Origin of the sequence: Deinococcus sp. QL22, assembly GCF_023370075.1 — a bacterium.
Classification (GTDB): Bacteria; Deinococcota; Deinococci; order Deinococcales; family Deinococcaceae; genus Deinococcus.
This window is the reverse complement of the sequence record NZ_CP097149.1, coordinates 2877989-2889809: the sequence shown is the minus strand read 5'-3', so window position 1 is coordinate 2889809 and position 11821 is coordinate 2877989. Positions and strand designations below refer to the sequence as shown.

The window sequence follows — 11821 nt, the reverse complement described above, 5'->3', positions numbered from 1 at the left end:
GGGCTGGAAGAGGAGGTAGGCGTTGGCCTTTGAACCCTAAATCGTATCGCCTGTTCAATGCCCTAGGTCTTTTCTCAGTCCCTGAGACCCTCGACCCTGAGACGCCCTCCCCTATTCCACATCCCACTCAATGCCCTTCCATGTTCATCTGCCCCGACTCATGCGTTGGCGGCGGCGTTTCGGACAGGGTAGCGGTGACGGCCAGCACACCCACCAGCAGGGTCAATTCCAGCGCCAACTGGGGCCGAATCCCCAGAGCGCGGGCAAAGGCGCGGCGGGCCAGCAGTGCGGCCAGCAGCGCCAGAGCAACCACACCCAGTTTGACCATCAGCGTCACGCCGTAGCTGCTGTTCCAGACGCCCCAGAGCGTTCCGGCGTGTTCCAGTGTGGCAAACGTTCCGGTGAGGGCGAGAGCGAAGACGCAGGCAGTGGCTACCGGCGTAAAGCGGGCGGCGTGTTGGGGGCCAGCCCCGCGCAGGGTTAGGAGGGCCAGCACGCCGCCCACCCAAATGCACATCGCCCCGGCATGAACCACATGCAGCAGGCGAACGGTCGGGCCGTGCGTCGCGCCGTGTCCGACTCCGGCCAGTCCCCAGAGAGTCAGGGCGGCGGCAGCGGCCGTGAGGGGGCGGGGCCACTGCCCCAATTCGGCGGCCAGCAGCAACAGCCCACCGATCAGGAGCAGCGTCAGGGCACGGCCCGCTCCGGTCTGGGTCAGGTAATCGAGGTAGTCGGCAGGAGCGGTGAAGCCCACCACGGCCAGCGTGCCCAGTAACGTCAGGAATACCCCAACCAGCAGCAGCAGGCCGCCCACGCCCAGGATTCGGCGGGCAGGATGAGCGGGCGTCAGCTCTCGGCGGGTGAAAATGCCGCCTACCAGCAAAACGACGCCCGCGTACAGCAGTCCTTTAGCGAGGATCAGGAGCGGAATCACCGGACGCGGAACAAGCTTTGGCCAGTGACCGGGTGGCCGTCCTCAGATAAAATCGCCCACGCGATCAGGTATGGGCCTGCTTTCAGATTGGGCTTGAGGGACAAGCTGAGTTTGGCCGCCATGCCGCTGGGAACGGGGCCAGTATTGACCAACTGTGGAGAACCGGGCTTCAGCGCCAGCGCCAGCCTGGTGGCCTCAGCAGGGGTTTTTCCGGCGGGCATCGGCAATACACGGAAGGTGGCAAACCGCAGGTTTACCGGTTCTGCAAAGCTCAGCTGTACGGCTTTGGGGGCCGACGCGGGCAGGGTGGACGTGGGGCTGACCACGGTGACTTCGGTGTGGGCAGAGGCCGTGCCGAGGGCAGCGGCCAAGAGCAAGGCAAAGAGACGGGTCAAGGGAAAACCTCCGGGGCGAATGGGGCGGAAGGCTGAAACGATAGGCCTTCCGCCCGGTGAACGGGAACGCTCTCAGCCTGTCAGATCAGGCTCACAGGCGTTTGATCGGCGGTGACGACTACTTGACGGCGGTTTTGCTGGCGGGCGCTTTATCGGGGTCACTGTCATCCCACGCGACCACCGAACCGTCACTGTATTTCTGGTATACCTTCCAATTCAGTGTTCCGGCCTCGGCAGGATTGCGGGCGCTGAACAGGAAGCGGGCAAATTCCATCGGGGCGATGCGGCCCTTCCAGACGACTTCGGTCACGAGTCCGGCGGCGTTTGTGGTCAGGGTGCGGGTAAAGCCGGGCATGGTCTGAAAACGGGTGATGGTCAGGCCCGCCGGAACCATCAGCCGGACTTCGGTGGTGCTGATTTCTTTTTCGGTGGGCACGTTCAGGCGGTAGCTCTCGCTCGCGCCTACCTTGCTTTCGCTCAGCCCCGCTTCGGTTCTGACGGTGGCGTGGGCGGCGGCAACGGGGAGAGCAGCGAGCATGACGGTCAGGATCAGTGGTTTGAACATAAGAGACCTCCGGCTGGAAAGAACGTTGTTCGGAATACAGAGCGGCAACACAGTGGGCAGCAAGACGGCTCCTACTCACGGGGAATGCAGGGTGTGGTTCTGTTGGCTCAGCTCAGGCGCGGGAGGGTGGCGCACGGGCATCGGCATGGCGCAGTGCGGCGGCGCGGGACTGCACCACAAGGGGTGAGGCCGGAGTGAGGTGAATGACTGGCGCGGGTGGCGGCGCGGCGGATTCGGCGGTAAGCGCAAAGGCCCCGGTCAGGCAGAACAGACAGTGGGCTTGATGGTGCTGACTGTTGTGGGATTCGCGGCGTTCAGCGCGAGTCATGTCCCCGGCAGGCTGCCCGTGCATGTGGCCCGGCGCTGCTCCCATTTGTAGTTGTGGGCCAAGCGGTACGAACTCCGATGACATCAGCGGGCCACGGAGTGGGAAGACGAAGGCAGCCAGAAGGGTCAGCAGGGCCGCCCACCAGCGTTTGGTTGTGTGCCACCTTCTGCGCTGCATCGTGTCGGCAGTGTAGCGACAGGGAGAAGAGGGATGTCCCTCCTAAGGACAAATGGTCATAGTTATTCCAGTATAATTATAAATGACCTGTAGTTGATGTTTCAAAGTAGAGTAATATTCAGACTCAGTCAGCTTCATCTCATTTCATTCACTGACCACCCTTCACCATACAGACATGAATCAACCCTCAAGCTTGCGCTGGTTGTCAATTCCTGCTCTTGTAGCCGGCCTGCTGGGGGCTGCCACTGCTGCCACCGTTCCCTACACCGCAGCGGGCGGCACCGCCACCTTTGAACACAAAGTGCGGTTCATCAATGTAAAAGGCAATATGACCGATGTCACCAGCACTGTGCAGCTTGATCTGGTGGATTTGGCCGCCACCAAAGGCACCGTGACCGTTCCGGTGGTCAAGCTCAAAACAGGCATCGGACTGCGCGACGACCATGCCAAAAGCGACGTGGCGCTTAATGCGGCCAAGTTTCCCAACGCGGTATTTACGCTGGACAAGCTGACGGGCGGCAAGCTGGTGCAGGGGCAAACGCTGTCTACGACGGCCACAGGCAAGCTGACCATCAAAGGCAAGACCCTGCCGATCACTGCCCCCGTCAAAGCCACCCTCGACGGCAACAAAGTCAATGTCAGTACCCAATTTAAGATCAACCCCAAAGATTTTGAAGTCAATTATCCGGGCAGCAGTGATTCTGCGACGCTGAACGTGACGTTCACGCTTGTGCCGCGCTGATCCCAGGAAGCATTAATTGGGTCAGGCGGGGTGGACGTAGTATCTCTGCGCTGAGCAACGAGAGGAACGTAAAAGACCGTCCCATAAAGCATGATCCGAACACTCCATGAGAGCCACTGACTCTGTTTGGTCGAGAGAATGGTTGACCACTGCTCTAAGTCAACGAGAAATCGGCCAGATGCAAGACCAGATCATGCGCCCGGACGCCCAAGACCAGGGGTGAGCCGGGCGCAGTCAATTCGCCGCTCGCCGTATACCACAGGCCGCTTTCCGGGACGCTGATGGGGGTCAGAGCTGTCGCGTCGGTGCTGGACAGCAGGCACAGGGGAAACACGTCCGCGCTGCTGTACGGTGTTGCCAGACACAAGCTGAACTGCCAGTGCCGAGCGCCGGGCGGTGTAGGCAGATGCAGCCGGAATTCGGGTGGGCGGTGGCCGCGTGCGCCGAGCCGCAAGACGGTCAGGAGGTGCGGGGACAGATGCAGGCGGTAGCCACCGGGCAAGGACACGGTGGTTTCTGGACGGCCAGAAAATGCCGAGCGAGATGGAGCAGCCTGGACGGCGAAAGGAACGATGCTGGGACAGACCCCGCTGGGTGGAGGTGTTTCCGCGCTGCTTTGGCGCAGGTTGGCCCGCAATGCAGAATCCAGCGTTCCGGCCAATGCCGCACGTTGCAGCTCGCTCCGGAAAGCCAGGGGGTGATCGCCGTCTGGTACGCTGAATTGACCACTGGGCCACACCACGTCAAGGTGCGCTGGAACACGCTCCAGCAGGCCCGCTTGCAGGGCGCGTTCCAACGCTTGATGTATCCCCGGCGCTCAATCTGCTGGGCCGCGGCAGCGCGGATTTGAGCCTGCCTGATCCGGCACAGGACTCCACAAGCGAGCCTCAGGCCCAGCGTTCATCTTGGGGCATAAACGCTGGAGCGCAGGGCAACGCCATTTACCGCCAGACGGACGGGGCCGGGTCGGCCGTGCCCAACAGCTATACGGGTGCGGGCTACGTGGGAGTCGGTGCCGCACAGGGTCGGCTGGCGGGGTACGCCGGACTGCTGGCCCGCATCGGCACGGCGACCCAACAGGCGGCAACCGAATTCCGGGCGGTGGCGCAGTTTACGGTCAATCCTAATCTGGTGGTCTACGGCGCATGGAATGCCAGCCCAAACGGCAACGATCCGGGGTTTGCCTCGTCTGGCTTCCGGGGGGTAGCGGTTTCCGCGCGGGGCGGCTTTACGCGCCAGCTTGATGAGCTGATCATCGAATTACCCGTAGAAGCAGAAATCGAAGTCACCGTCAATCTGAAAAGAATCCGGGCCTTTCGGGCCACCGCCGGGTCGTTCACGCTGCGTAACATTCCGCTCAGCGGCTCTGGCCCCAGCCGTGTTGTGGTGTACATCACCGACGAGAGCGGCACACGGCAAGTGACCACCGATGTGCCCGGCAATCTGCGGGCGCTGCCCGCCGGGGCCTATCTGGCCAGCGCACAGGCGGGGGTCTCCAACGGTACCTTCTCGGGTTACGGAGCAGTTCAACTGGGTCTGACGAACGCTTGGACAGTCAGTGGTCAGGCCTCTGCCCAGCGTGCTCCGTCGGCAGACACCAGCTTTTCTGTACGGGCCAGCGCGACCTACAGTCAAGACCGCTTTAGCTTTGCAGGGGCACTAGAAGCGGCGCGGGCCACCACTTCGGCGGGACAAGTCAGCCAGGGATTCACGGCCAACCTGAATGCCGGAACGAGTCTCGGAGCCGGACAGGTGCAGGGCTTTGCCGTTCTGCCCTTCCATGATTTGCGGAGCAGCGTCGTGGGGGCCAAAGCCTCGTATTCCAGCCTCAACTGGCTGGTGGGAGCCAGTGGTTCCACCGGATTTCAATCCCAGACTTGGCAGGCAGGCGCTTCGGCCACCTATTTTTTTGGTCAGCGTGGCAGTGTTTCAGCCCAAGCCGATGTGTTGCCCGGCAGCTACCGGATCGGTCTGAGTGCGTCGTTCGTGCCTACGCCCAACCTGCAAGTGGCCGCGCAGGTGTCGTCTGCGCCCACGGGCAGCCAACTCAGTGGCAGCTTGGGCTACCAACTCGGCCCGACTCAGGCCGTACGCCTCAACGTGTCCTCTGATGATGCCGCGCTCTCCTACGCCTTTAGCCGCGAAGTGAATGTGCAGGCAACCGTGGCGCTGCATGGCGCGTCGGCTCAGGCCACAGGTGCGTTGATCTTGACCAACGGAACGATACAAATAAAGCCTGTTTTGGCCCAGAAAGCCCTCTTGATCCAGACTGGTATACCCAATGTGCGCCTGTTGGTGGCTGGGACGGAGGTTGCGGTCACCGACGCCCGTGGCGAGGCGCTCATCACCGATCTGCCACTCGGAGAAGTCGTGTCGGTGCGGGTCGATCTCGCGTCGCTGCCATTTGGTGTGGCCCTGGGCGCAGAGCAGCGAGAAGTGGTTCCGCCCCTCAGCGGCGTCACAGTCGTGGACTGGCGCGAAAACTTCAGAGCGTTCCGCTTTGTACGGTTCTTCTGGTCAGAGCAGGAAGTTGCCAGGGGAACCGACGTCATTATTGATGGCGAGCGCGTGTTGGTCGACGACGAAGGCTACGGCCTCACCCCCAGTTCTTCAGGAGTGCTTCGGGGAGAGATTCGCAGCAACACCAGCGCCAGACGGTGTCAGGTCACTATCCAGCCGGGAGACGAACGGGCATTCTGTTTCCCCAGCTCAGCGGCCTCGGATCAGCTTTTACAGGATCAGTAGAAGGCCAGTACTCCTGCGTGCTGCTCTGCTTGGTCGGCGTTGGCTGCCGCAGCGAAGACATAACGGTTCAGTGTTCCGCCCTCACCCACATCAGCGGCCCGTATCTCCACCAGAGCCAACGGTTGCGGAGGCAATTGGCCCAGTAAAGCGGGCAGGGTGCGCGGGTCTGCCGGGCTGAAATCTCTGGTGCAGCGCAGCGTGACGCCTGCAGCATCCTGCTCCTGAATTTTGCAGGTGCCGACCACCGTGACCGTGAATCTGATGGTCGTCTGTGCTGCCGACGCAGCGCAGGCCACCGACAGTACCGCAGCGGCACTGGCATGGAGCAGTTGTTTGAACTGTGGCTGGAACATAGAGCCTCCCCGGTGGAGGTGTTGCGCTACATCCAGCAGCGGTCAGCCCTCACCTCATTCGGCCCAGCGTAGGCGGCGGCTTCTCACGGGCTTCTCTCCAAAGGCGAGATCAATCCAGAATTTTCGGCACGTCAGCACAAAGGGCGTGAACTAAAGCACGCCCGGAGTGTTGTGGATGTGTTGTGCTGGACTCAGCGGCCTAAATTCAGAGATACGGACGCAGTTTCCAGGTAAGGCGAGACTTTCACGGCGCGGCCTACATCGACCAGAAACACGTTCCAGCCACGTTTCAGGGTCGCCTCGTAGCCCCGGTTGGCTTTTACGGTCACGTCGGTACCGACCCACGCTACGAAGACGCTGCTGCTCCCCGAATTCAGCGTAACTTCGTTCAGCGGTTCGTTGTCGTCGCGCTGGCCACTGCGGTTGGTATCGCGGTAGGTAAAGAATTTGACTTCTGCCGTTTGCACTGGGGCGCTGACGGTCACGGGGTCAATGACGCCGGGCCAGCTGACATTCTGAGCGCTGAGGGTCGTTTGGGCACGGGCGCTGGGCGCAATGGCGGGCAACTCCAGTCGGAATTTGCTGTTGTTGATGGGCACACTCACTATTTCTTGCACGGCCTGACCACTGGGGGTCACAGCCCACCCGCTGACCCGCATGCCCTCGGCAACGCTGCCAGTCACCGTGCCCGCGATGCCTTGCGCGGACGCCGGGGCCAGCGTTCCGAGTCCCAGCAGGGTCAAAGTGGCGAGGGAGCGAGCAGAGAGGTTCATACCCATAGTCTACTCGCGGGCCTGACGGTCATGTGACGACGGATGACGATTCCTTTACGTCTGCGGGGGCAAATCGGGCACAAGAAAGAGGCCAGAGCATCTGCCCCGGCCTCTCCCCTATTTTCTTGGTTCTTCTGCCATCAGTTCTGGATATTCAGCGCTTTCTTGACCATGTCCATGATCTGGGGCATGGTGTCGGCCACCGGTACGTTCACGGCGGCAAAAGCGGCCAGCTTGCTTTCGGGCGTACCCACGTTGCCCATGATGATGGCTCCGGCGTGGCCCATGCGCTTGCCAGCAGGAGCGCTGCGGCCTGAAATGAAGGCGATGACGGGCTTTTTCATGTGCTTGCCGATGTACTCGGCGGCGGCTTCTTCGTCGGCTCCACCGATTTCACCGATGAGCACGACGGCGTCGGTATCGGGGTCGGCTTCGAACATGGGCAGCACGTCGGCAAAGGTGGTGCCGATCACGGGGTCGCCGCCGATGCCCACCGTCGTCGACGTTCCGAGACCCGCGTCGCTGAGCAGCTTGGCGGCTTCGTAGGTCAGGGTACCGGAGCGGCTGATCAGGCCAATGCGGCCTTTTTCGCTGTAAATCTTGTTGGGCATGATGCCTACCTTGCACTCACCGCTGGTCACGAGGCCGGGGCAGTTGCCACCGATCAGACGCACACCCTCGCCACCGTTTGCACGGCTGATGGCGTCGAGCGCCTTCACTTCCTGCACGGCCCGCATCATGTCGATGGTGGGCACGCCCTCAGTGATCAGGATGATCAGGGGCATTCCGGCGTGCGCTGCTTCCAGCACGGCGTCGGCGGCTCCGGCGGGGGGCACGAAGATGATGGACACGTTCGCGCCGTGTGCGGCCTTGGCCTCCGCGACGCTGTTGTACACGGGCCAGCCCTCAAAGTCGCTACCGCCCTTGCCGGGGGTCACGCCTGCGACGACTTGGGTGCCGAATTCTTTCATGGCGCGGCTGTGGCTCGCGCCCTCGCGCCCGGTCATGCCCTGCACGATGACCTTGCTGTCTTTGTTGACTAGGATGCCCATGACTTATTTCGCCTCCCCAGCTGAGTTTGCGTCTCTAGAGGCCGCTTCCGCCGCCTGAAACATATCGGGGTACATCTGGATCAGGGGGCTGTTGACTTCGGCCAGCAGCGCCTTGGCTTCTTCTTCGGCGGTTCCGGCAATCCGCATGCGCACGGGCTTGGTCAGAATGCCTTCCTTGAGGGCCTGAATCACGCCTTTGGCCACCTCGTCGGCGCGGGTAATGCCGCCGAAGATGTTGATGAAAATGGCCTTCACGTCGGTGTCTTTGGAGACCAACTTGACCGCGTTGTACACGATTTCAGCCTTTGCACCGCCGCCGATGTCGAGGAAGTTGGCGGGTTTGGCTCCGGCGCGGTTCACCACGTCGAGGCTGGTCATCACAATGCCCGCGCCGTTGCCCAGCACGCCCACGTTGCCGTCGTCGAGCTTCACGTAGGCAAAGCCGTACTTGCTGGCCTCGATTTCGAGGGGATGCTCGGCTTCCAGTTCGCGCCAGTCCAGCAGATCCTTGTGGCGGTACATGGCGTTGTCGTCGATCTCGAATTTGGTGTCCAGCGCCAGCGGCGTACCGTCGGCGTCAATGAACAGCGGGTTGATTTCGACCAGCACGGCGTCGCGGGCCAGTGCAGCCTGGCTCATCTTCACCATCATGTCGGCAATCTTGTTCAGGTTGCCCTTGAATCCGGCGCGGATGGCGACTTCACGGGCCTCGTAGGGGCGTAGGCCGGTAATGGGGTCGACACGGTGGCGAATGATGGCTTCGGGGCGCTCGGCGGCGAGTTCCTCGATTTCCATGCCGCCCTCGGCGCAGGCCATCAGCGTAAAGCTCTGCACGTTGCGGTCGACGATCATGCCCACGTAGTACTCGGTTCCGGCGTCGATGTCCACGGCTTTGGTCACCAGCACCTTGTTCACCGTCAGACCCTTGATGTCCATGCCCAGGATTTTCTCGGCATTTTCGAAGGCCTTGTCGATGGTGGGGCTGAACTTCACGCCGCCCGCTTTGCCGCGCCCGCCCACATGCACCTGGGCCTTGACGACCACAGCTTGCCCGTACTCACGCGCGATGGTGCGCACTTCATCGGGGGTGTAGGCGACTTTGCCGTCTTGCACGTTCACGCCAAATTGGCGCAGCAGTTCCTTGCCCTGATACTCGTGAAGTTTCACGGTTTCTCCTCTTTGGTTCCCACGCGGGAACAGTCTGTCTTGTGTTGACCCGCCCATCATCAGATGTCAGGCCGCCGTCTTTTCGTCCCGAAGAAGTATAAGCGCCGGGGAGTGGGGAGAGGCGAATGTCCCTGTAGTGGGGACAGCCACAGTCCGTTTGGGACTCCACATCCCGCAGCCGTCTGTTCTGTTACCTTGGCGGGCATGACACAACTCGCAGACTTGAGGCAGGCGGTGCGGCAGGCGGGCATAGACGCGCTGTGGGTCAGTAATCCAGCCAATGTGCGGGCGCTGACGGGCTTTACCAGCGGCGCAGACGGCAAGGTGTTGGTGGGGCCGGGCGACGCGGTGACGCTGTACACCGACGCCCGCTACACCGTGCAGGCAGGGGAAGAATCGCGGGTAGACGTGTACATTGCCCGACCGCCGGAAACCTACCAGCACGCTGCAGACGCCGTAAAGGGCCTGCGCGTGGGCATAGAGGCTGACCATCTGACGGTAGCGGGACTGGAAGACCTGGGCGAGCACTGGGAAGCCACGCTGACGCCGGTGCGCGGGCTGATCGAGGGCCTGCGCGCCATCAAATCGCCGGAAGAAGTGCAGGCCATTCGGGAAGCGCAGGCCTTGGCAGACCGCGTGTTTGCCGAGGTGCGTCCCATGATCCGGGCTGGGGTACGCGAATTGGACGTAGCGCTGGAACTGGAACTGGGCCTGCGCAGGGCCGGAGCCGAAGTGGGCTTTGACGTGATCGTGGCGAGCGGGCCACGCGGAGCCATGCCGCACGGCGCCGCCTCGGAGCGCGTGATAGAGGACGGCGACCTCGTGACCATCGATTTTGGCGCGAGGCTGCACGGCTACCATTCCGACATGACACGAACGCTGGCGGTGGGCACGCCGTCGGATGAAATGCGGCGGGTGTACGGAGCGGTGCTGGAAGCCGAGGAAGCCGCGGTTGCTGCCGTGAAACCGGGCGTGAAGTGTGCCGATCTGGACGCTCTGGCACGTGGCATCCTGGAGCGGCACGGCCTGGGCGAAGCCTTCGCGCATTCGCTGGGGCACGGCGTGGGCCTAAATATCCACGAGGCTCCCGGCCTCCGCAAAACCAGCGAAGAGGTGCTGGCGGCGGGCATGGTGATTACCATCGAACCGGGCGCGTACCTGCCGGGCGTGGGCGGCGTGCGGATCGAGGATTTGCTGTTGGTGACGGAAGACGGCTACGAGGTGCTGAGTTTGACGCCTAAGGAAGTGTTGTTAGGAGAGGGGATATGAAGCGGTTGCTCCTGCTTTCGCTTGTCTTTCTCGGCACGGCCTCTGCCGAACGGGTTTACCGCGTGCAGCCCGGCGATACGCTGTGGAAACTGGCCCAGCAAAACGGTGTCACGGTGGCGGCCTTGCAGCGAATGAATGACCTACCGGGCCAACTGTTGGAAGTCGGGCAAGTGCTGAAGCTTCCCGGCGGCACGGATACGGCGCGGGTGGTGAATCAGGACGCCCCTGTGTTTCAGCGGGGAACGGCGGTGTATTACGGCGGGCGGGGCAACAGCCAAACGTCTATGACCGCCGCGCACCTGACCTTGCCGTTTGGAACCTGGGTGCGCGTGACCCACAGCAGTACAGGCCGCAGCGTCGACGTGATGATCAATGACCGGGGGCCGTTTGGTGTGCCCAGCCGCATTATCGACATTTCCAACGAGGCGGCGGCGGTGCTGGGGATTTTGTCGCAGGGCGTGGCTCCGGTCACGCTGACGATCCTTTCTCGGCCTTAAGAGTGGACCGCTGACCGACCCCCGGCTGCATGAAGACCTTTCCTACCGCGTAGGCATCGGCGGGAGTGTTAGAATCTCACGGGTTTCAACCACACAAGCTTTAGTCTCAACCTGTTTGTGTTTCACCCCACCGAGGAGGATGGTTTTAATGACGATGGAAACGGCACTACTCACGCTGGACACGCTCGCAAAATACCTGAAGGAAAAAGAAGTTCAGCTGGATATGGAAGAGAACAACGGCCAGCGCTTCATTCGCATGGGCTGGCGCTTCGAGATGGGCGACGCCGCCGTATTGGTCAGCGTCAACGACGGCCCCAATAACACCAGCCGTTTGGAAGTCACCTGCGTGACCCAGAAGCAGTACCCCGGACGCCGCGCCGAGATCGTGACGATGCTGAACGACCGCAATCGCGAACGCGCCTTTGCCCGCAGCATCGACGCCGACGGCAACGTGTGGCTGGAGTACGTCGGCTTTTACCCCACGCTGGCCGAAATGCCTCAGGAAACCTTCGACACGCTGTTCGGCGGCGTGCTGATGCACTTTCAGGACGACTACGCGACGTTGGAAGGCTACGTGCCCGACGCCAACGGCCCGCAGTTGCAGATGCCTCAGGCATAAGCCTCCGGGTATTGAAGCGGGGCGGGGTCATTCCCGCCTTTGCTAACTCGTATCAAGTGAAATGATTCACGATTAATCTAGCTCGTGAGGACTTTGTTCATTGCATAGGGCATGTCTAAGAGTTCAAGGTCTGAGGGTCTAAGGAAGAGCAAGAGCCGCCGTTGGTGAGCCTGTGTTGCAACTATGTGATGAGGGTGAACAACCT

Annotated in this window: 14 protein-coding genes; 5 read left to right on the top strand and 9 right to left on the bottom strand. The window is 61.9% G+C overall.

The features are described 5' to 3' along the window. Positions 1-127 precede the first annotated feature (127 nt). From M1R55_RS14400 to M1R55_RS14385, 4 genes are all read right to left on the bottom strand, one after another. On the bottom strand, positions 128-934 hold the full coding sequence (locus M1R55_RS14400; protein ID WP_249392421.1) for a CopD family protein: 807 nt from the start codon (positions 932-934) through the stop codon (positions 128-130). Beyond that, positions 931-1329 (bottom strand): copper resistance CopC family protein, encoded by a 399-nt coding sequence (locus M1R55_RS14395; protein ID WP_249392420.1) that lies wholly within the window; start codon positions 1327-1329, stop codon positions 931-933. Before M1R55_RS14395 ends, M1R55_RS14400 begins: the two co-directional genes overlap by 4 nt. A gap of 118 nt (positions 1330-1447) precedes the next feature. Continuing rightward, positions 1448-1894 (bottom strand): DUF1775 domain-containing protein, encoded by a 447-nt coding sequence (locus tag M1R55_RS14390; protein WP_249392419.1) that lies wholly within the window; start codon positions 1892-1894, stop codon positions 1448-1450. A 112-nt stretch (positions 1895-2006) separates the two neighbouring features. Then, positions 2007-2306 carry a DUF2946 family protein gene (locus tag M1R55_RS14385; protein ID WP_249394226.1) on the bottom strand — a complete coding sequence of 100 codons (300 nt, stop codon included), beginning with the start codon at positions 2304-2306 and terminating at the stop codon, positions 2007-2009. A 268-nt stretch (positions 2307-2574) separates the two neighbouring features. On the opposite strand from M1R55_RS14385, the gene M1R55_RS14380 reads away from it, so the two are divergent. After that, positions 2575-3141, top strand: coding sequence for a YceI family protein (locus M1R55_RS14380; RefSeq protein ID WP_249392418.1), 567 nt, complete (start codon positions 2575-2577; stop codon positions 3139-3141). Positions 3142-3295: 154 nt separating this feature from the next. On the opposite strand, the gene M1R55_RS14375 is transcribed toward M1R55_RS14380, so the two are convergent. After that, positions 3296-3937 (bottom strand): hypothetical protein, encoded by a 642-nt coding sequence (locus tag M1R55_RS14375; protein WP_249392417.1) that lies wholly within the window; start codon positions 3935-3937, stop codon positions 3296-3298. 50 nt (positions 3938-3987) lie between these two features. Here M1R55_RS14375 and M1R55_RS14370 point away from each other — a divergent pair, with 50 nt between their 5' ends. Further along, on the top strand, positions 3988-5886 hold the full coding sequence (locus M1R55_RS14370; protein WP_249392416.1) for a hypothetical protein: 1899 nt from the start codon (positions 3988-3990) through the stop codon (positions 5884-5886). Here M1R55_RS14370 and M1R55_RS14365 read toward each other — a convergent pair. The 4 genes from M1R55_RS14365 to sucC all read right to left on the bottom strand — a co-directional run bounded on the left by M1R55_RS14365 (position 5880) and on the right by sucC (position 9231). Then, positions 5880-6239, bottom strand: coding sequence for a hypothetical protein (locus M1R55_RS14365; RefSeq protein WP_249392415.1), 360 nt, complete (start codon positions 6237-6239; stop codon positions 5880-5882). The genes M1R55_RS14370 and M1R55_RS14365 overlap by 7 nt on opposite strands. Before the next feature lie 191 nt (positions 6240-6430). Continuing rightward, positions 6431-7012 (bottom strand): hypothetical protein, encoded by a 582-nt coding sequence (locus tag M1R55_RS14360; protein WP_249392414.1) that lies wholly within the window; start codon positions 7010-7012, stop codon positions 6431-6433. 140 nt (positions 7013-7152) lie between these two features. Continuing rightward, entirely contained in the window at positions 7153-8064 is a 912-nt protein-coding gene (sucD, locus tag M1R55_RS14355; RefSeq protein WP_249392413.1) for a succinate--CoA ligase subunit alpha, read from the bottom strand. A gap of 3 nt (positions 8065-8067) precedes the next feature. Further along, positions 8068-9231: an ADP-forming succinate--CoA ligase subunit beta gene (sucC, locus tag M1R55_RS14350; protein ID WP_249392412.1), complete on the bottom strand. Its 1164-nt coding sequence runs from the start codon at positions 9229-9231 to the stop codon at positions 8068-8070. Positions 9232-9435: 204 nt separating this feature from the next. Here sucC and M1R55_RS14345 point away from each other — a divergent pair, with 204 nt between their 5' ends. The 3 genes from M1R55_RS14345 to M1R55_RS14335 all read left to right on the top strand — a co-directional run bounded on the left by M1R55_RS14345 (position 9436) and on the right by M1R55_RS14335 (position 11616). Next, the gene (locus M1R55_RS14345; RefSeq protein ID WP_249392411.1) at positions 9436-10500 is read left to right on the top strand and encodes a Xaa-Pro peptidase family protein; all 1065 of its coding nucleotides are present in this window, start codon (positions 9436-9438) and stop codon (positions 10498-10500) included. Further along, on the top strand, positions 10497-10997 hold the full coding sequence (locus tag M1R55_RS14340) for an RlpA-like double-psi beta-barrel domain-containing protein (RefSeq protein WP_249392410.1): 501 nt from the start codon (positions 10497-10499) through the stop codon (positions 10995-10997). Before M1R55_RS14345 ends, M1R55_RS14340 begins: the two co-directional genes overlap by 4 nt. A gap of 148 nt (positions 10998-11145) precedes the next feature. Further along, the gene (locus tag M1R55_RS14335; protein ID WP_249392409.1) at positions 11146-11616 is read left to right on the top strand and encodes a YbjN domain-containing protein; all 471 of its coding nucleotides are present in this window, start codon (positions 11146-11148) and stop codon (positions 11614-11616) included. Positions 11617-11821 lie beyond the last annotated feature (205 nt).